The following is a 21524-nucleotide window of genomic DNA, read 5'->3' as shown; positions in this document are numbered from 1 at the left end:
GCTACACCATTAGGGATAAAAACCCAGAAGGACAGGTTTCACTTGAGAGAAACAAACTCAAGTGGAGCCTGTCCTTTTTTATATTCTGAAAGGAGCAATAATCGTACGTTGTTTTGAAAGATAAATTGGTTCAATTAGAGTAAGGGAGAGATAAGTTTGTTAAGTAAACAAAAAGCATTTACATTAGGTTTTCAACACGTAATGGCTATGTATGCAGGTGCAGTAGTCGTCCCTCTAATCATTGGTGGTGCACTGAAACTAACTGCGGCTCAGATTGCGTATCTAATTGCAGCGGATCTATTTACTTGCGGGATTGCAACGATTTTACAGAGTATGGGAACGAAGTATTTTGGTAGTAGATTGCCAGTCGTATTAGGTTGCACTTTTACCGCGGTTGGACCAATAATTGCAATTGCATCCACATCAAATTTACCGACTGCTTACGGAGCGATTATTCTATCTGGGATATTTGTTATTTTAGCTGCTCCGTTTTATGGAAAACTATTAAAGTTTTTCCCAACGATTGTAACCGGTTCAGTTGTAACAATTATTGGACTTTCTCTAATTCCTGTTGCGATGAATAATGCAGCGGGAGGACAAGGGAGCAAAGACTTTGGGGAAATACACAATTTATTGCTAGCTCTTCTTACACTTACAGTTATTTTAGTAATAAATCGCTGGGCTAGAGGGTTTTTACGTACGATTTCTGTACTTGTTGGTTTAGTTGTAGGTACAATAGCTGGATATATGATGGGCATCGTCCATTTTACAAATGTGTTAGAAGCTTCATGGTTTAGCATTGCTCAACCATTCTATTTCGGGGCACCAAAATTGGATATTACTGCAATTGTTACAATGATTATTGTTTGTATTGTAAGTATGGTGGAATCTACTGGAGTATACTTTGCGGTAGGAAAAGCGACTAATCAAAAGGTTAAGCAGAATCAAATTGTAAATGGTTTACGTTCAGAAGGTCTTGCAATTATGCTTGGTGGAATTTTTAATGCTTTCCCATACACTGCTTTTTCTCAAAACGTCGGTTTAATTTCACTTACAAAGGTTAAATCACGAGAAGTTATTTATGCTGCAGGTGGTATCATGGTTATTCTCGGTTTGTTACCAAAATTAGCGGCATTAACTACGGTCATTCCTAATGCTGTACTAGGTGGAGCAATGATTGTAATGTTCGGATCTGTTGCAGCTGCTGGTATATCAATTCTTTCAGAAGTTGATTTAGGTAAGGGAGAAAATTTACTTATCGCGGCCTGCAGCATAGCGATAGGATTAGGTTCGGCAACACTTCCTCAAATGTTTGAACAACTTCCAGGATTTTTAAAAATGCTAATGCAAAATGGAATCGTAACAGGTTCATTAACTGCTATTATTTTAAATTTATTTTTATCAAAAAGAGAAACATCCACGGAAATAAAGGCTACGAAAAAAGTATCATAACTGATTTAGAGTTCGTTCTCGTACGTTTCAGACTGCCCGCCAAACGCTCGCTTTCTTCGTTGCTTCGCCTATCTACGGTGCTCATTACCGTTTAGGGTAACTCCGCTCCCCGCCTGGGTTCGCGCCTCGAAAGACAAGCGTTTTCAATCAGTCTGATAATCAGATAAATAGGACTTTGTCTACACACTGAAACCCCCATCTCTAAACGTTGGGGGTTTTTATTTCAAAGTACCAATGTAAATGAAACGGGAAATGATCGTTTTTACCACTTGTTACTAATTAATTTTGATTTTAAATAATGAATAATCGTATACAACCCAACGACTAGTCTGGCTGTACTCGAATAAATACTAATGTATTTAATTTGTAACGACGATATTTCTAAATTAAATAATAAACGCTCAGAGTAGCGATCCCAACATGCAAACAATACGACCGTTAAGAATCCTATTTGCGGAGAGAATAATGGTTCATCAAAAAAACCAGTAAACAAAATAATAGGCAGAGAAAGCAAAAAGCTATTATATAAGTATCCTTTCCTTGTTAAAAAAATCAATTGGGTACATTTTACAAAGTTTATACTAACAAGAGTTAGAAAAGATAGACCGCCTAATAAACCATATTCTGAGAACATTCCTAGTAATAGATTATGTGCATGAGGAATATAATGATTATTTTGTAATAGATATTCTTGTCCAAAACCAAGTGGTGTCACACCAAACAAAGGGTTGTTTTTCCATATAAGATAGGCGTTTTTCCATATATCTAGCCTATTTTTACTTGCTTGAAGAACTGAGTCAGCTCTAGGCATGATTGATATCAGCCATTTTGAAAAAGACAAACCCAATAATGTACAAAAGAAAAAAATGATTCGATTTAGTCGATAAATAAAGATTAAGTAAATTAAAACCAATGTTGCGAAGCCGGCTCTAGAACCTGTTTGAAAAACGCCATAGCTAAGTAAGAGTAATATAGGAAGTTGCCACATTAATCCTGTATGTTGTTTTTTCTGTAAACTTGTAAGCATCTTTGCAAGAAGAAACGAAATCGCGATCAACAAAATATAGACAGTAAAATTCGGATTATACTCACAGCCAATTAGACGGTTGAAATTTTTAGGTTTAACTTCACCGAAAAGTACAGTACCCAATAAATACCCTAAGGTTTTAGGGAACATAATCCAATTAGACAGCCATCCAATCACACAGCTATAAACGCCCCCGAAAATGATAATAGATTGATACCTCTGAAATAATTGATTGTTCTCTGATATCAAAATTCTGCAATACAAACCCCAGTAACCAAGAATCATTACACTAATTAATAAATATGAAACGTTTTTAAATGAAAGAGCGGCTCCAACAGTAGCTAAAAATAGACATAAGAAAAAATAAGAACTAAAAGAATAAACGATTCTTTTTTTTATGTACCATTGATAATAAAGTGTATGAAGTCCGATAATTGATAACGATAAAATACCTATTGGTGGCAATAAAAAGCAGAGAAGTATGCTTTTTTCCAATTGTGTAGAGTTAGTATAAAACTGAAAAAGCTTTTTCATAAATACTCCTAGTTAAGTGACATAAATACCCTTAATCATTTGGAGGTTGCAGTATAGTGTGATTGATTATAAAACTTGGTAAAGGAAGTAAATTATCATAGGTTTAAAATACCACATTAGTTTATTAATTATGTTTTATAAATGTAAATTGAATTTAAAATTAAAAGTCCTAATAAATAAAAGAAAGTTATAAGATTAATAATAAATTTTTAAATATTCCATTATTTGGGTTTTATTAAAAATACGGATGACTAGAGTAAATGTTTGATTTGTACTGTTAGAAAGCATATTTTTTAGTTTAGATATGACGTTTGTGTTAACGAAAAGAGGAAATAAATTATGAAATTTATTCCTTATGAATTTTTATGATTGAAATTTTATTTCAAAAATAGTTATAATATAGTTGAAATTAAATTTAATTACAAAGTTTTAAAATAATTACTTGAGGTGAAATAACCATGCTTGAGAATTTAACAACGGAAACAAGAAATGAAAAAACGATGAATTTAGATGAGATGTCTATAGAGGAATTTTTAACTGTAATGAATGAAGAAGATGCAAAAGTTGCTACCGCGGTTCGAAATGAAATTCCTAATATTTCTAAGGCAGTTGAAAAAATTGTAACTGCTTTCAAAAATGGAGGTCGCTTAATTTATATAGGTGCAGGTACTAGTGGACGTATTGGTTTGCTAGATGCAGTGGAGTGTCCTCCGACATTTGGAACTAATCCAGAAGAAGTAGTTGGATTAATTGCAGGTGGAGAAAAAGCTTTTATTAAAGCAGTTGAAGGTGCGGAAGATAGCGAAGAGCTTGCAATCCAAGATTTAAAAGACACTAAATTAGATAAAAACGATATTGTAGTTGGAATTGCAGCAAGCGGACGCACTCCTTATGTTATCGGCGGTTTAAAATATGCCAAAGAAGTTGGAGCTTCTACTGTAGCAGTTAGTTGTAATAAAGGTTCAAAGATTGGCCAAGAAGCTGAAATTGCAATAGAAGTAGTGAATGGTCCTGAGGTTTTAACTGGGTCAACCAGATTAAAAGCTGGTACTTCTCAAAAATTGGTTTGTAATATGTTATCGACAGCATCTATGGTGGGTATTGGAAAAGTATACGGTAATTTAATGGTTGATGTTCAATCGACTAATGAAAAATTAGTAGAGCGTTCTAAGCGAATCGTAATGGAAGCAACTTCTTGTACGTATGAAATCGCTGAAGAATATTTAACCAAGGCAAACCAAAGTCCAAAAGTAGCGATTGTTATGATTCTAACTGGTTTTACTTATGAGCAAGCGATTGAGCAATTAAAAAAATCAGAAGGATTTGTTCGAAAAGCGATACAAAAATAAATTAGATGGAGGAGAAACAAGATGGATAAATATCAAAGAATAGCTTCTGAGATAGCCGATGCGATTGGTGGTACTGAAAATGTAGTTTCTTATACAAACTGTATGACAAGACTTCGCGTTAATGTAGCAGACCGTAGTTTAATTAACGAAGATCAAGTTAAAAAGATTAACGGTGTGTTAGGGACAGTTGACGATGAGACGTACCAAATTATTTTAGGTCCTGGTGCAGTAACAAAAGTAGCTGAGCAATTTGGACTTTTAAACAATAGTTCAACAGGAAAAAAAGCTGATGCATCATCAGACGCATTAAAAGAGAAAGGTTCAGATATTAAAGCTGAATTAAAAAAGAAAAATAATACACCTTTTAAAAATTTCTTACGTAAAGTAGGTAATATCTTCATTCCACTAATTCCAGCATTTGTTGGAGCAGGTTTAATTGCAGGTATTGCTTCAATCTTATCAAATAATATAACAGCAGGAAATTTAGATGGTGCAACTTGGTCACAATACGTTACAGTTTTAGGTGTAATTAAAAATGCAATCTTCGCATATTTAGCCATTTATGTTGGTATTAATGCTGCTAAAGAATTTGGTGCTACACCATCCCTTGGGGGAGTTATTGGTGGGGTAACTTTATTAACAGGTATGCTTCCTGAACAACCAATCAAAAATATTTTTAATGGCGATCCATTAGCTGCTGGACAAGGTGGAATTATTGGGGTACTACTTGCGGTATACCTATTATCACTAGTAGAAAAACAATTACGTAAAATTGTCCCAGATTCTTTAGATATTATTATTACACCGATGATTGCTTTACTAGTAGTTGGATTGATTACAATTTTCTTCATTATGCCATTTGCAGGATTTATTTCAGATAACTTAATTGGCGCAATTAACTGGATTATTGCAAAAGGCGGTATTTTTGCAGGATTTGTCTTAGGTATGGGATTCTTACCACTTGTTATGTTAGGTTTACATCAAGTATTAACGCCGATTCATATCGAATTAATTAATACAACAGGTGCAACACAATTACTACCAATTCTTGCAATGGCAGGTGCTGGGCAAGTTGGTGCAGCTCTTGCACTTTGGTTACGATGCAAAAAGAATAAGTCTTTATCAAACATGATTAAAGGGGCTCTTCCAGTAGGTATTTTAGGTATTGGAGAACCATTAATTTATGGTGTTACATTACCTCTAGGCAGACCATTTATCACTGCATGTATCGGTGGTGGTATTGGAGGTGCAGTAATCGGATTGTTTGGAAACGTTGGTGCCATCGCAATTGGTCCTTCAGGTGTAGCGTTAGTTCCACTTATTGCAAACGGAATGTGGCTACATTACTTGATTGGATTACTTGCTGGTTATGCTGGCGGTTTCGTCCTTACGTATTTCTTCGGAACTCCAAAAGATGCAATGGCTGAACAAGAATAAATAACTTAATAAACCCGAATAATAGACCGTTTAATGACAAGTCTATTATTCGGGTTTTTTTATCTACTGCAATACTTAATTAAGCATTTGAATCAATCGATTTAACAATTCTTTCGCAAATTTCATGCGTGATGAATGAATCATTTATCGAAGGATTTGGTACTTTATTAGACTGAATGCAATCAAGAAAATGGTCAATTATTTGATAGAAGCCCCGTTTATACAAAGTTGATTCCCAATCTCCGAATTTTTTAACCGAAATATTTTTATTGTGATAATGAGTTGTTTCAACAAGACTGCTCACAACAAATTTATGCTGAGGTGTCATATATTCAATGATTTCTTCCGTGACACCATTGTTTCGATTCATAATTCCTATAGCAGTACATCCATCACCAATGAGTTGGATAACTAGTTGATATAGCATACCATCTCGTTGTAGGAAATCTACTTTTAGATCAATAACATCTGTAGCCATTAAAAATCTAAGCGTGTCTACTACATGGATAAAATCTTCTACGACAAATCTTCTAGTTTGTTCAGGGAAAGCGAATCTATTTTTTTGCATGATAACCAAACTTGGTTTCCCGGAATCCGAAAGCTCTTTTACTCTTGGAATAAATCTTCTATTAAAACCAACCATAGCTATTTTTCCACTTTGATTTGCTAGATTCACGATTCGTTCAGTTTCATGATATTTCATTGAAATTGGTTTATCTATGTACACATTTATATTGTTTAACAATAATTTTTCAGCTATTTCAAAATGGGCTTCAGTAGCTGTGCAAATAAACGCTGCGTCAATCTTCTTTGCTATTAATTCATCAACAGTTTGAACCGTTTCCTGAAGTCGATATTTTTTAGATAGATGGTCTAGTGTTTGCGAGTTTCTTGTACAAAGGATTAATTCTAGATCATCTTTTTCAGAAAGGACTGGCAAATAAGCTTTTTTAGCTATATCACCTAAACCGATAATTCCAACTTTCAAAACAAACACCTCATTTGTATTCTCATCACAACATTAAGTTATGATCTTTAAATAATTTTACAATAAAAAAAGCACATGAAAAAATGGAGTTAGAGAATTTTCTATTTCTATTTTACTAGAGCAGTCGTAATTTAAAGTTTTTTAAATTTTCTAAAAACTATTTATTCATTTGAACTTATCCAGTATAATAGAGTCTAAAGTTTAATTTTTAGCATAATTTAAGCCTTTATAAACAATTCACCATTTTCCACATAAACCTTGCAACGACGACCACTTAGTTTATCACTTTCAATAAAAAAACTTTATTCAACTAAACAAGCTAAATAGTTCTCGAATACAACAAATTGTATGCGCTTTCTAACGTTTTTTATGAAATTTTTTAACATTTAAGTAGTAAAAATATTTTACCGTTTGTACTAAAAAATTATATAAAAAATTATGGTAAATAAGCGGAGGGAAAAAGATGAGTTCATCACATTTTGCGTATTGGCCTAAAAGGGTTTCAAAATCTCTAACTATACCAGAAGCAACACTTTATGATAACTTAGTTGTTTCAGCAAAAAGATATCCTAATAAAACAGCAATAGAGTATTATGGAGCATCCAAAACATATAAGCAGCTGCTTCAGGAGGTTGACTGTTTAGCTGGTTATCTTGAACATAAATTAAGAGTAGAACCAGGAGAACGAGTTATGCTTTTCATGCAAAACTCACCTCAATACGTGATTGCCTTTTATGCGATTTTAAGGGTAAGAGGAATCGTTGTCCCGATTAATCCGATGAACACTACCCATGAGCTTGAATATTACATAAATGATTGTGAAATAAAAACGGCAATTATAGGTCAAGAGCTATCGCCTCAAATTGAACCATTACAAGGTACATCAGGCTTAAAGCATTTAGTTGTAGCTTCCTATTCAGAATACTTACCTGCAATGCCACTTGTTACGGACTTAGCGGCGGAAATGATTGCACCAAAGAAAGTCTATGAAAATGATCATATTTTTTACTGGGAAGATGCGATTCATGCTGAGCTAACACCTTCAAGTTATGAAGGTAAACCCGAAGATACCGCAGTCCTCCCTTATACATCAGGAACGACAGGATTACCGAAAGGATGTATTCACACACATAAAACTGTTCAAGCGAATGTAGTAGGGTCTGCAGTTTGGATGAATATTTCTGCAAATGCAGTTAACTTTTCGACCTTACCACTATTCCATGTTACTGGTATGGTTCATGGTATGCATACTCCGATTCTTACAGGATCAAGTATGGTTATGTTAACGAGATGGAATCGAAACCATGCTTGCAAACTAATTGAAAAATATAAGTGTTCGCATTGGGTCAATATTAGCACGATGCTAATTGATTTTCTTGGAAACCCAGCATTAAATACGGACGATATTAAGTCGCTTGAGAATATAGCTGGTGGAGGAGCACCTCTACCAGAAGCTGTAGGTGAGCAATTATTTCAACTTACGGGTCTAAAATTTGTAGAAGGCTATGGTTTATCAGAAACAATTGCTCAAACGCACTTTAATCCACCAGATCGACCAAAGCTTCAATGTCTTGGAATCCCGTCGTTTGACGTAGATGCTCGAATTATCGACCCAATAACGACGAAACAATTAAATGTTGGTGAAGTAGGGGAAATTGTAGTTAATGGACCGCAAGTATTTAAAGGGTACTTTAATCGACCAGAAGAAACAAATGATGCTTTTATCGAAATAGATGGAAAACAGTTTTTCCGAACTGGGGATATCGGTCGCTTTGATGAAGAAGGGTATTATTTTATCGTTGATCGAGTGAAGAGAATGATTAATGCTTCTGGATTTAAGGTCTGGCCAACAGAAGTCGAAAACTTACTTTATAAACATCCAGCTATACAACAAGCATGTGTAGTTAGTAAGCCTGATGAAAAAAGGGGTGAAACTGTAAAGGCCTATGTAATTTTGAATCCAATTTATTCAGATAAAGTAAACGAGGAAGATATTATCGAATGGGCAAAAGAACATATGGCAAGTTATAAATACCCGAGATATGTTGAATTTATCGATAAACTACCTACGACAGCAAGTGGGAAAGTTTTGTGGAGAACGCTACAAGAAGCGGAATGGAATAAGGTAGAACAACTTAAGGAATAAGGATAGAAAAAAGTGGAATCTAAACATTGAATAGTTTAGGTTCCATTTTTTATTTTTAGGTTCTGTTAATATTAATTGTTGAAGATTTTATGGAATCTAAAATATAGAATATTTAAAGAGGTTGATTGGAGTGGAAGGGCTTGAAAAGCTTAGGACGAAAAATACATAGAGGAAATAAAAATAAACTAAAGTTTTTTTATATATTTCCTTATTCCTGCTCTTAAGAAAGCGAGTATCCTGAAACGGAAATCAACATTCATTTTTAATAGATTCATTTTAAAAACCTGTTTCTAAAATTTTCCTTGTCATTTAAAGATAAGAGATTATACGATTGAATTACCGAAAACTTGTGAGCGATACAAATAAAAAAAGGAGCGAAATATGAAGTTACCTAAATTAAAGTTTCCAAAGCTACATTATCCTTACATATTAATTGCTATATTAGGATCATTTTCAATCTATATTTGCATTAAGATTTTCCCATTTAAAACGACTACTGATCTCATTAATTTCACGATTACGTTTCTTTCCTTAGTTTTAGCTTTTATTGCATTCATTATTGCAACTCAAACATACGTATCAATCGATAGTGTAAATTCCATTTCACAAATGGAAGGAAATGTATTGGAAAATGAAAATTATGTTATTTCAATAACGAGTTTATTGAGAGAGTATTATATGCAGGATCCAAAAGATGTAGGAACTGCTATTTTTAATCATCTAGAAAATAAATTTAAAAAGAAGCCAAAATCAGCGATTGAATTTGCTGAAAGTCTGCAGGAGTTTATTGATTTAATTGTATTCTTTCCTTCCCTATTTCAATCAACAGATAAACACCAAAAAGAAAATATAGAGAGAATGAACAATCTACTTAGAACGATTGATAAGAGAAAGGTTGCGTTAATTGCAGTAAGTACCGGAAACTTAATTTTAATTGAAGAAACCGTAAAACTAATAAAATGCGTTATGAATTATCAAGAATTAATCCATACAGATCAGTATAAGATTGCTTCATCACTACTTGACGTTAGGGGAGCAATGATTAAAAATTCAGTAACACAAACTGTTTATTACAACTATTTAGGTCTATTTTATAATAAAAAAGCAATGTACATAATCCGTCAAAAATTCGAGTTAGGAAATAGGGACTTTTTCGATGTGGAAGTACTAAAAAAAATAGTTGCTCAGATAGGTGAATTAACTTCAGAAGAGATTGAACTGTACAAGATGTATTTAGACGAATCAAGAAGCGCATTTAAAAAAGCAATAGAATGTTGTAAAAATGATATAATGTGGACTGGTTTTATTAAATATAATGATGCAAGATCAGCGTTCTTCTCCCAACTTGTCTTTACTGAGGAATACAACAAAGATGCTAATGAAAATTGGACTTCAATTATGAATGAGGCAATTACTGCGAGAAGTAAACTTAATCTACTAATAAAGGATACATTTCAAGAAAGCATTAAATCGCATTTACAAGAAGCTTTTATCTATCAAGAGTATTTAGCTAGGCTAGTGAAAATCAATATTTTAATTGCTGAAAACAAAGATATTACGGATACTCTAGGAAAAGTAATTTATCAATACCCTAACTACGAGGGATTAGAAGATGATAAATACATAAATGGCACTTACACTGGAATGTTTAGGAAAATAAATGATTACCAAAATGAAATTGTTCGTTATTGTAAAGTTCAGCCTGTTCCGATTAGTAAATAAAAAAATGGAAGCTTTTAGGATATAACTGGACAGATCATTCAAGATGACATTTTTATTTACGATTAATAAAAAAAGTTCAACCACTGGTTGAACTTTTTTCATATTGATTATATTAATTCTCTGCTAATTTTTTCCCAAGATTAGCATTTATACTTTTATTTTCTTCTACTGATTCTTCTGCTGGCTTTGCTGGTTTAATAAAGAATGCAAGGACCAGTGCAATAGCTGCAACGAAAACAGTCACATAGAATGAAAAGTTAATTCCTTCTAACATCGATTTCATTGTAATCTCTTGTTTAATCTGAGCAAGCATTTCTGGTGAAGGCTTACTAGTTACATGCTTCATCGCTTCCGCAGCTAACTCTTTAGCTTTTGATTCTGTACGATTCGACATAACTGTTATTAGTAAAGCTGTACCAATCGCACCTGACACTTGTTGTAATGTATTATTCATAGCAGTACCATGAGGATAAAATCGTTTAGGCAACTGATTTAAGCCATTCGTAGATACTGGCATCATTACCATTGACATCCCAAACATACGCAATGAGTACAGAACAATGATATGAGTATAGGTTGTATCCATCGTTAATTTACTTAAAAAGAAAGTTGTAACCGTCATAATAATTAAACCTGTTACAGCCAATATTCTTCCACCAATTTTATCGAATAATTTACCTGTAATTGGTGACATGATTGCCATTAAAAGAGCACCTGGGAGTAACATTAAACCTGCATCAAAAGGTTTAATGCCACGAAGTGTTTGAGTATAAATTGGTAAAAGCATCATAGCAGAGTACATTGCCATTGTTACTACAATCGAAATCGCTGATGATAATGCAAACATTGGATAACGATAGATTGTAAAGTTAAGCATAGGCTTATCAAGTTTTAACTGGCGTACGATAAATAATACTAATGAAACCACGCCTACAATTAAAGTAAGATAAGCTTCTGGACTATCCCATCCCTTAGTTCCCGAAGTACTAAAACCATAGAGTAATCCACCAAATCCTAAACTCGATAATAATACTGATAAAAGGTCGATATGACTATCTGTTTTTCCTTTTTTATCTTTCAATAAAAAGAAGCCCACGATTAAGATCGTTACAGAAACAGGAGAAACTACATGGAATAGCATTCTCCAGTCATAATGTTCAATTAACCAACCTGATAATGTTGGCCCAATTGCTGGTGCACCCATCATAACTAATCCAAAGAATCCCATTGCCGTTCCTCGTTTTTCAACAGGGAAACTAGTTAACATTACATTCATTAATAATGGCATTAAAATAGCCGATCCAGAAGCTTGAACCATACGCCCTGTTAATAATAAAGGAAAGACATGCGCAAAACCTGCGGTAAATGTACCAATATTAAATAATAAAAGTGCTGTTAAAAATAGATGTCGAACTGAATGTTTTTGAATTAAGAAAGCAGTTGTTGGAATTAAAATTCCATTGACTAACATGTATCCAGTTGACAGCCACTGAACAGTTGATGGACCAACGTCCAAATCCTTCATAATTGAAGGTAATGCAATATTCAGTAATGTACTATTTAAGAAAGCAATAAACGCCCCGGTCATTAAAATCGTAATGATCCCATACGGTGGGCGAACCGATTTATTCATGGAATGTTCCATGAATCCCCCTCCTTTATACCTACAGTTCAAATTTTTGAACTCTATTTCCATATTCTATATAAGATAATATGATATACCATTCATTCATTAGATGCAATTATAATAACCATTAGAAATCCTTAATAATCTAAACAGATATTTACTAGTTTTAAATGCTAAAATAATGTACTATGTTTTTTAAGCAGTAATTAACTAGAACCAAGGTGATTATATGAATGATCGTAAACAACATGTTGTAAAAATAGCTCATGAATTGTTTATAGAAAAAGGATATCAAGCAACGTCTATCCAAGACATATTAGACTATAGCGGTATTTCTAAAGGTACATTTTATAATTATTTTTCATCAAAAAGTGATTTAGTAGTCGCATTATTTAATATGATTTATAAAAAACTTGAACAAGAAAGAAATGAGTTATTGATTGGACAGAGTCCTTCGAATATTGAAATTTTCATTAAACAAATCACTTTATTAATGGAGGCAAATAGAGATAATAAATTAATTTCTCTATTTGAAGAAGTAATTTATATAAATGACTTGGATATAAAGCAGTTCATAAGAGAGGGTAATTTCAAAACATTAAATTGGGTATATACGCGTTTTTTAGACATTTTTGGCCACGAGAAGAAAGCTTTTTTATTAGATAGTGCCATCATGTTTTTAGGAATTATCCACCATAATGTGAGATACTTTGACCTTGCGAAAGACATCAATATTAGTATGGATCAAGTCGTCCGTTACAGTGTAAAACGAATGATTAAGATCGTAGAGGACGTTGAGGAATCTGGTGAGCAATTGTTCAACTTAGGATTGTTAGATAGATGGTTACCAGTAAAAAAGACCGAAGAAAATCTACAACAAAAGCTCTGCACAATCATTTGTACAATGAAAAAATCTGCGTTAAACAGTAATGAACAAGTAAAATACAATGAGTTACTAGACTTTTTACAAAATGAATTATTGCAGTCTAAAACACCGCGCAAATTTTTAATTGAAAGTGCACTAACATCCTTAAATGAAGGAAAAACGTTACTAGGGGAAAAAGAACTACAAAGACTGAGTGAACTGATTGACATTAATTTTATTCAACCTGTTAAGTAGCCTGAAAATATAAAAGAAAACCATTCTTTTGCTTTTTAATGCATAGGATGGTTTTCTTTTGTGTTTCATTAGCTTTTAAAACTTCTAATGCCTAAAAGTTGATTTTTCCCTTGAAAATTTTTAAATGGAAAAGTTCAATACAACTTTAGTCTATTTTTTTGAAGAGACCGCAGCTTAAAATCAGTATAAATGTCGTCATTATACTTTTTTTACCAGTAATTTACAAAAAATTCTGAATAGGTGGTATACTTTCTTTTATAAAAGAAAAAGGAGGGTACTTGTTTGTGAAATCTTTAAAATCAATAGTAGTTTGGGGATTAATTTCAATACTTGGGGCTTTCTGTTTTTCTGTATTAGCTTTAAAAAGAGGGGAAACAATTAATGCAATTTGGCTCCTCACAGCGGCTGTTTGTACATATGCGGTAGCTTATCGTTTTTACAGTAAGTTTATTGCACAAAAAGTATTTAAACTTGATGAAGATCGCAAGACACCTGCTGAAATTAATAATGATGGTAAAGACTTTGTGCCAACGAACAAATGGGTATTATTTGGTCATCACTTTGCAGCTATAGCAGGTGCAGGACCATTAGTAGGACCAATTTTAGCTGCGCAAATGGGTTATCTACCTGGAACAATTTGGATTATTGTAGGGGTTGTACTTGCTGGTGCAGTACAGGATTTTGTCATATTAGCTGCTTCGACGCGTAGAAATGGTAAATCATTAGGAGAAATGATTAAAGAAGAGATTGGCCCGATAACTGGGGTCATCGCTTTAATAGGTATTTTAGGAATTATGGTTATTTTATTGGCTGTATTAGCACTAGTAGTTGTAAAAGCGCTTGCAGGTAGTCCGTGGGGAATGTTTACGATTGCAGCGACTATTCCAATCGCACTCTTCATGGGTATTTATATGCGATATATTCGTCCAGGCCGTGTAGGGGAAGGATCCTTTATAGGTGTCATTTTACTTTTAATTTCATTAGTCGCTGGACAACACGTTGCAGAAAGTTCAACTCTAGCAGCAATGTTTACGTTTAAGGGTGAAACAATCGCTCTTATGTTAATTGGTTATGGATTTATAGCATCAGTTCTGCCAGTGTGGCTTTTATTAGCACCACGTGATTATTTAAGTACATTTTTAAAGATTGGTACGATTTTAGGTTTAGCAATTGGAATTATTATTGTAGCACCAGACTTACAAATGCCGGCCGTTACAAAATTTATTGATGGAACTGGTCCAGTATTTGCTGGGAATCTATTCCCATTCTTATTTATAACAATTGCTTGTGGATCTGTTTCTGGATTCCATTCATTAGTTGCTTCTGGTACTACCCCTAAAATGATTGAGCGTGAGACACATGCCCGTTTCATTGGATATGGTGCGATGTTAACGGAGTCATTCGTTGCTGTAATGGCTATGATTGCTGCGTGTTTATTAACGCCAGGAGCCTATTTTGCTATTAATAGTCCACCTGCCATCATTGGAACAGATGTAAATCAAGTAGCCCAAGTAGTTTCGAGTTGGGGATTTACAATAACGCCTAATGAACTATCCACGTTAGCAAAGGATGTAGGAGAGCAAACAATTCTGTCTCGTACTGGAGGTGCGCCAACTTTAGCAATCGGTATGGCAGCACTCTTTTCTAAAGTTATTGGCGGAAAGGCATTAATGGCTTTTTGGTATCACTTTGCTATTTTATTTGAGGCGCTATTTATATTAACGACAATTGACGCAGGTACTCGTATTGGTCGATATATGACCCAGGACATCTTAGGTAATGTATACAAGCCATTTGGCAAGACAGATTCGCTTCCTGCTAATCTAATTGCAACAGCTATTTGTGTATTCGGCTGGGGATATTTCCTTTATCAAGGAGTTATTGATCCACTTGGAGGAATCAATACTTTATGGCCTTTGTTCGGTATCGCCAATCAAATGCTTGCTGCGATTGCATTGTTACTCGGTACAACGATATTATTGAAAATGGGGAAAAAGGCGTATGCTTGGATAACACTATTGCCAACGATTTGGATACTAGTTGTTACGATGACCGCTGGCTGGCAAAAGCTATTCCATTCCTTACCAAAAATAGGATTTTTAGCGCATGCTAAGGTTTTTAAAGAAGGTTTAGATGCTAGCAAAATCCTTGCTCCGGCGGCTAGTAAAGCACAAATGAACCAGATTATCTTAAATGATTACATTGATGCAACGATTTGTGGATTGTTTATGATCATCGTACTTCTAGTATTAATTGCTTCGATTCGAAATTGGATAAATATATTGTCCAATAAACCAGTAAAATTACATGAAACTCCGTATATTAAACGAGAAGAAAGTGAAACAAATAATTATGCGCTATAAAATAAAGGAGTTCAAAAAATATTACAAACAGTTCATTAGCTTACTTGTAGGTGTACCAAGCTATGAAAAATATGTTGAACATATGAAAAGCCATCACCCTGATCAACCAGTTCAGTCTAGAAAAGAGTTTTTCATAGAAGCACAAGAATCACGCTTTAATTTTAAAGGTGGTAAAGTTACTCGCTGTTGCTAAAGAGTGCCTAATAGATGAAGAAAATCCACAAGGAAATTCCTTGTGGATTTTGGCATTTCAACCTTATTTTTTACTTCTACGATATAAATCCATCGTTTTATAACCAGCGCTTAAAGCCATTTTCATTTCTTCGCGCCTTTTTGCTTTCGTTGCTTCTTGCTTAGCGCTATATATGTGACGGGCCCAATCTTTACGATAGCCAGGAGTAAGAGAATTATAGACTGTAAGCAATTCAGGAGAATCATCCAAATCCTTTTCAACATTTGGAATCAAGTCAATATAGTCATCTACACATTGACTTGCTTTCGATGAATTTGCAGCTCTTGTTTTTGATTCGTCTTTTAACCCAACTACTGTAAAGACGTCATCCAATCCAACCATACGTGCAAATTTAATTGTACTTGAGCCAATATAGCCACTTTCATCCGCGCCTAATCCTTCAAATAAATCGTCACGATGTATATAAGTCGGATATATTTTGTTTCCTTTTTTCGGATAAGCAATAAAAAGATAACCATTTTTGTCTAAATAATGATTAGGTATAATCTGTGATACAAGTTCTTTAAGCGAGTCCATATCAAGTACGAAAGCAAATATCAGATCATAAGGATGGTTTAGTAGATTCGTATCAAAATGGGGTAAATCGGCGAAATAATTTGTATCATTTGGTTGGTTTAAAACTGCAGCTTTTTTATATTTTTTTAAGTTTAGCTTTTCAACGATTGTTTTCGTCATCCAGATCCACCTTTAAAGTAGTTTTATAAGGCTATTATAAATCAAAAAAAGCAAAAAAAATAATAGAAGCTCAATTTGAACTTCTATTATTTATAAGGAAGGAGAAGAGTAGGGGAAGAGAGTTAATCAAATCATAAAAAGTTTTTCCCTATCCTTTTCAACTTTGCCTTTACTTATTTTAAAGGGCCTCTTTAATTACTTTTTTATAATAAAGAACGGATAATATGCCAAATACAGAGTATAAAACGGCATATAAAGCCATAACGATAATCATTGGTGTCCATAATTCCGTACCAAATAAGAACCACCCTGATTGGACAGCAAAATAACTATGCACCAATCCGATTATTAATGGAATCCCGAAGTTAAATAGTTGCTTAGAACGAATTCCTCGTAATAAATCACTATGGGAAAAACCAAGTTTACGTAAAATCGTATAATTAGGCTTTTCATCAACACTTTCATCCATTTGTTTAAAATATAAAATGCATCCAGATGTTATTAAAAACGTTAATCCTAAAAATCCGACGATGAACATAATAAGTCCCATATTTGCTTTCTGACTATTAACGATTTCAAGTCGTGAAGCATTAGGATAATTTTCATCGAACTTATGATCCACATAAATGTTATTTGCTTTTTCGATTAATTTCTCATCACTTATATTAATGCCATTATAATCAGTCGTATCTTTTTGAATTGATGAGTCAAGATTCTGCTTTAAAGTTTTAAAAACTTGATCGTCTACAATGACTGTAGGAAATCCTCCGTTTGTAAAGTAGGAAGGTATAATCTTTTCACGCTTTAAACCTAAATAGTTTAGTTTAAATGTTTTCTTGTTGCTAGTTAATTCTAATTGCCCCGAATCCTTCAATGTCATAAATTTTTGAAGGATATCATCATAACCAGTAAATAGCGCTTCATTTGAAGCAAGGTTCACTTTAACAGCTTTTTCACTTACGACTGCTAGTGGGAACTTATTTGCATCCTTCATCATTCCATCTAGCTCTTTTTCTAGTATATTCTTTATATTTACATTAACTTGAATAACTTCGATGTGTTTTTCAGTATAGTTTATACCATTGTTATTAAGAGCAGATGTGAAGGTCTGTAAATCTTTCTTATTGCCTAAGAAAAAATTAGCAGGGACATGGCTTTCCGCCGTTTTTTCTGCAGAATAGTAAGATATATAACTTAAAGATAATAAACCAATAGCTAGACCTGACAAGGTTGTAATAATAGTTAGTAGTAATGCGTTAGACTTCATTCTAAACATGATTGAAGATAAAGATAGGACGTCATTTATATTCAAATACCCATTTTTCTTTTTACGAATGATATTTAAAATAAAACGAACTGAACTTTTATACACTAAATAAGTTCCAATAATGACTGATGCTAAAATATAGATCATTGCCGAAAACAGCTGAGTCACCGTCGTAAAATCACCATCAAATAGTTTTGATGATAAAAAGTAGCCAGAGAGAATTAATAAAATACCTAAAATCCCAATAGAAATCTCAAAAATAGACATTTTTCTAAGTTTTCCTTCAGTCGATGAGACCACTCGGAATAAAGATAAAATCGTTTGTCTTTTAATAAAACCATAATTCATTAACATAATAAATGCATAAATCACAATAAATACAATTAATGTCTGTACTAATGCTTGTGTAGAAAAATGTAAAGTAGCAATTGCTTTAACCCCAGTGATTTTATATAAAATCATAATGATTAGTCTTGAAATGGAAAAACCTACTAAGATACCAAGGACCAATGAAGTAAAATAAAGAATAAAATTCTCAATCGTTAGAATGCGAAAAATCCTGTCTTTCGTCATTCCGATTAATTGGAACAACCCAATTTCCTTACTTCTTCTTTTAATAAAAATCATATTTGCATACAAAAGGAAAATCGAAACAATTGCGACAAGTAAAATGGACGCCGAGCGAATTGCAGCTGCTCCTTTGATTGAACCCTTTGTAGCATCCATTGATGGATCATACTGTAATGTGACAAACGAGAAGTACAAGGCTGCACTAAAAATTAAAGCAAAAACATAAAGATAATAGTTCTTTAAATTCTTTTTTAAATTTCGGAATATCAAGTGATTAATGCTCATGGTGAACACCACCTAATACGCCTTGAGTTTTCATAATATCTTTAAAGAAATTCTGTCTTGTTTCATCACCTTTGTGAAGTTGGGAATAAATTTGTCCATCTTTAATAAAGACAACACGATTACAAAAGCTTGCTGCTACTGGATCATGTGTAACCATTATAATAGTGGCATTTCTTTTTTCATTTAGCTCGCTTAATTTATTTAATAGATCTGATGCAGACTTTGAATCTAAAGCTCCTGTAGGTTCATCCGCGAAAATGATACTAGGTTCATGAATAAATGCTCTAGCAGCTGATGTACGCTGTTTTTGCCCTCCAGAAATTTCGTTTGGATACTTATCTTTTAATTCATAAATACCAAGTTCTTTCGCAATGACATCGAATTTTTGATTAGCCTCATTTGGTGCAGTTTTTGTAATTGATAAAGGGAGAAGAATATTCTCTTTTACAGTTAATGTATCTAGTAAGTTGTATTCTTGGAAGATAAAGCCTAAATAGTGTTTGCGAAATTCTGCCAATTGCTTTTCTTTCATATCCGTAATATCCTTACCCTCAATTGCAATCGTACCACCGTTGATCTTATCAATCGAGGATAGAACGTTTAATAAGGTTGTTTTACCCGATCCAGATGGACCCATAATACTAACAAATTCACCTTTTTCGATGTTTATATCAATGCCGCTTAAAACTTCCTGTTTATTAAATTTATTTCCGTAACTTTTATGAATTTTCTTTGCTTCTAAAATATTCACTTCGTACACCCCTTTATTTTCATTTGATAAAACTAGTATAAAAGGTTACTCAGACGGTTTCCTTTGATTAACCGAACATTAAACAAAAGCATGTGACAATTTTGTCACATGCTTGTTATTTTTACAAATTCATTACGGATAGGGAAGGTTAACGTGAAAATTGAGCCTTTCTCAATTTCCGACTTTACTTGAAACGTAATATGTAAGGACTGTGCAGCCTTCTGTGCTAAATATAAGCCCATCCCAGTTGAAGCATTGTCTTGATGCTGGGTAGTAGAAGTAAAGCCTTTTTCAAAAATACGTGGTAAATCTTTTGAATGAATACCACGACCAAAGTCTTCAATTTCTAGAATCACATGCCCATTTAATTTCTTACTTGTAATACGAATGTCAGAGGATGTACTATATTTCACTGCATTTGTTAAAAGCTGTCTTATAATATAGGAAAGCCATTTTGCATCACTAAATACTTCTAGTTCTTCTAGTTCAATATCAAATCCGATTCCTTTATGTATACACCATGACTGTAAGGTTTTAATCTCTGGAAAAATGACATCTTCAAGCTGAACTTGTTCTATATAAAGGTCGTTTTCAATAGAAGGTATTCTTTTTTGATGGAGTTGCTGATCCAGTAATAAGTGAATACGCAGCCATTCAAATGTTAAATTTGACTTTAATTTTTCATCCTTCATACGATCAATCATTAAGTGCATTGCAGTTAATGGTGTTTTTACTTCATGGATCCACGATAGGAGATCATCTTTTTCTTCTTCTAAGGTAGTTTGATTCTGAATCGCTATTTTTTTTAATAAGATTGTTTGATTTGTTAAGCTATTTTCAATAATTTCTTCAAATGGACTATTGGAATCTACAATTCCTGTCAAATCAAGGTCATCTTCACGATCGATCAGACTCTTATAGAATCTAGTTTCTTTAGGATACCGAACAATTAAAAAAATGATAAATAATAATATTGATAAGAAGACAATATAAAGCAGGGATGTTAAAGGTATGGAAGAATCAATAAATGAAACAAATACTATGAGTACCTGTGTTAGTAGAAAAAAAAGAATCCAACTAAATCGCTCAATTAGATAGGTTTTAATCATCAGAATTCCTCTTCTAGAGCAATATAACCTTGCCCTACCTTTGTCTCAATAAATTGTCCTAAACCAATTTCATCAAGTCTTTTCCGTAAACGATTTACATTTACTGTTAGTGTATTATCGCTAATAAAACGCTTATCTTCCCAAAGTCCATTTATTAATTCCTCGCGACTTACAATTTTGTTCTTTTGTTCAATTAATAGTTTTAAAATATAAATTTCATTCTTTGTGAGTTCAATCGATCCACTTTCATTTGATACCGTATTTTTTTCATAGTCAACTGTGGCACCACACCAAGTTTTAAGAGCAATTTTTTCAGTATTATAGTTATAAACTCGACGTAAAGTAGCCTGAATTTTAGCGATTAGAACGTCAAAATGAAACGGCTTTTGAACAAAATCATCTGCTCCAAGCTGCATCGACATAACCATATCAGAAGGATGGTCCCTTGAAGATAAAAAGATAATCGGAACATTTGAATGAGAACGAATCATGCGACACCAATGAAAACCATCGTATTTCGGGAGTTGTATATCAATGATGACTAAGTCTGGTTTAATCTCTGTAAATTCTTGAATTACTTTACTAAAGTCTGTTATCCCATATACCTCATATGACCAGCCAGTTAAACGATCTTCAATCTCAGAAAAGAGAGAAGAATCATCTTCTATAAGTAATAGTTTAAACAAATGTATTCACCACTTTTTTTAGTTCTTTTCCATTTATTGTAAAGTAAAAGATGGTTGAGTGCCACAACCGTATAGAAAAGGATATTTTAAAAAAGAAGGTTGATTTTCGTTACAGGATACTCGCGTAAGAGCAGGTTCAAGGAATGGCAGAATCAAGGAGACA

Annotated in this window: 16 protein-coding genes; 8 read left to right on the top strand and 8 right to left on the bottom strand. The window is 33.3% G+C overall.

The window, feature by feature from the left end; translation table 11 throughout:
* The first annotated feature begins 156 nt into the window (after positions 1-156).
* Positions 157-1452, top strand: coding sequence for a nucleobase:cation symporter-2 family protein (locus tag B7R67_RS16095; RefSeq protein ID WP_088072012.1), 1296 nt, complete (start codon positions 157-159; stop codon positions 1450-1452).
* Positions 1453-1714: 262 nt separating this feature from the next.
* Here B7R67_RS16095 and B7R67_RS16090 read toward each other — a convergent pair whose 3' ends face one another.
* Positions 1715-3013, bottom strand: a complete 1299-nt coding sequence (locus B7R67_RS16090) for an O-antigen ligase family protein (RefSeq protein WP_088072011.1) — start codon at positions 3011-3013, stop codon at positions 1715-1717.
* A gap of 458 nt (positions 3014-3471) precedes the next feature.
* Here B7R67_RS16090 and murQ point away from each other — a divergent pair, with 458 nt between their 5' ends.
* Together murQ and B7R67_RS16080 are read left to right on the top strand one after the other, a co-directional pair.
* Positions 3472-4362 carry an N-acetylmuramic acid 6-phosphate etherase gene (gene murQ, locus B7R67_RS16085; protein WP_088072010.1) on the top strand — a complete coding sequence of 297 codons (891 nt, stop codon included), beginning with the start codon at positions 3472-3474 and terminating at the stop codon, positions 4360-4362.
* 21 nt (positions 4363-4383) lie between these two features.
* Positions 4384-5799, top strand: coding sequence for a PTS transporter subunit EIIC (locus B7R67_RS16080; protein WP_088072009.1), 1416 nt, complete (start codon positions 4384-4386; stop codon positions 5797-5799).
* Positions 5800-5878: 79 nt separating this feature from the next.
* On the opposite strand, the gene B7R67_RS16075 is transcribed toward B7R67_RS16080, so the two are convergent.
* Complete coding sequence (locus tag B7R67_RS16075; protein WP_235822189.1) at positions 5879-6796, bottom strand: Gfo/Idh/MocA family protein; 918 nt, start codon at positions 6794-6796, stop codon at positions 5879-5881.
* 454 nt (positions 6797-7250) lie between these two features.
* Between B7R67_RS16075 and B7R67_RS16070 the strand changes: the two genes are divergently transcribed.
* Entirely contained in the window at positions 7251-8933 is a 1683-nt protein-coding gene (locus B7R67_RS16070) for a long-chain fatty acid--CoA ligase (RefSeq protein ID WP_088072007.1), read from the top strand.
* Positions 8934-9314: 381 nt separating this feature from the next.
* The gene (locus B7R67_RS16065) at positions 9315-10655 is read left to right on the top strand and encodes a hypothetical protein (RefSeq protein WP_088072006.1); all 1341 of its coding nucleotides are present in this window, start codon (positions 9315-9317) and stop codon (positions 10653-10655) included.
* A 112-nt stretch (positions 10656-10767) separates the two neighbouring features.
* Here the strand turns inward: B7R67_RS16065 and B7R67_RS16060 are convergent, their stop codons facing one another.
* Positions 10768-12300 carry a DHA2 family efflux MFS transporter permease subunit gene (locus B7R67_RS16060; RefSeq protein WP_088072005.1) on the bottom strand — a complete coding sequence of 511 codons (1533 nt, stop codon included), beginning with the start codon at positions 12298-12300 and terminating at the stop codon, positions 10768-10770.
* Between the two features lie 211 nt (positions 12301-12511).
* Here B7R67_RS16060 and B7R67_RS16055 point away from each other — a divergent pair, with 211 nt between their 5' ends.
* From B7R67_RS16055 to B7R67_RS16045, 3 genes are all read left to right on the top strand, one after another.
* Positions 12512-13402, top strand: a complete 891-nt coding sequence (locus tag B7R67_RS16055; RefSeq protein ID WP_088072004.1) for a TetR/AcrR family transcriptional regulator — start codon at positions 12512-12514, stop codon at positions 13400-13402.
* A 284-nt stretch (positions 13403-13686) separates the two neighbouring features.
* On the top strand, positions 13687-15765 hold the full coding sequence (locus B7R67_RS16050; protein WP_088072003.1) for a carbon starvation CstA family protein: 2079 nt from the start codon (positions 13687-13689) through the stop codon (positions 15763-15765).
* Positions 15755-15958 (top strand): YbdD/YjiX family protein, encoded by a 204-nt coding sequence (locus tag B7R67_RS16045; RefSeq protein ID WP_088072002.1) that lies wholly within the window; start codon positions 15755-15757, stop codon positions 15956-15958. The genes B7R67_RS16050 and B7R67_RS16045 overlap by 11 nt, the downstream gene beginning before the upstream one ends.
* 63 nt (positions 15959-16021) lie before the next feature.
* On the opposite strand, the gene B7R67_RS16040 is transcribed toward B7R67_RS16045, so the two are convergent.
* From B7R67_RS16040 to B7R67_RS16020, 5 genes are all read right to left on the bottom strand, one after another.
* Positions 16022-16693: a YdeI/OmpD-associated family protein gene (locus tag B7R67_RS16040; RefSeq protein ID WP_088072001.1), complete on the bottom strand. Its 672-nt coding sequence runs from the start codon at positions 16691-16693 to the stop codon at positions 16022-16024.
* 178 nt (positions 16694-16871) lie between these two features.
* Positions 16872-18815 (bottom strand): FtsX-like permease family protein, encoded by a 1944-nt coding sequence (locus tag B7R67_RS16035; protein ID WP_088072000.1) that lies wholly within the window; start codon positions 18813-18815, stop codon positions 16872-16874.
* Positions 18805-19566 carry an ABC transporter ATP-binding protein gene (locus B7R67_RS16030; protein WP_088071999.1) on the bottom strand — a complete coding sequence of 254 codons (762 nt, stop codon included), beginning with the start codon at positions 19564-19566 and terminating at the stop codon, positions 18805-18807. Before B7R67_RS16030 ends, B7R67_RS16035 begins: the two co-directional genes overlap by 11 nt.
* Before the next feature lie 104 nt (positions 19567-19670).
* A complete protein-coding gene (locus B7R67_RS16025) occupies positions 19671-20675 on the bottom strand; it encodes a sensor histidine kinase (RefSeq protein ID WP_088071998.1) in 1005 nt (334 codons plus the stop codon).
* Positions 20675-21361, bottom strand: a complete 687-nt coding sequence (locus B7R67_RS16020; protein WP_088071997.1) for a response regulator transcription factor — start codon at positions 21359-21361, stop codon at positions 20675-20677. The genes B7R67_RS16025 and B7R67_RS16020 overlap by 1 nt, the downstream gene beginning before the upstream one ends.
* Positions 21362-21524: the final 163 nt, after the last annotated feature.

The organism is Gottfriedia luciferensis (genome assembly GCF_002156865.1).
In the GTDB taxonomy this organism is placed as follows: domain Bacteria; phylum Bacillota; class Bacilli; order Bacillales; family Bacillaceae_G; genus Gottfriedia; species Gottfriedia luciferensis.
The sequence above is the reverse complement of the archived record's forward strand: the minus strand, read 5'-3'. Positions and strand labels throughout refer to the sequence as shown.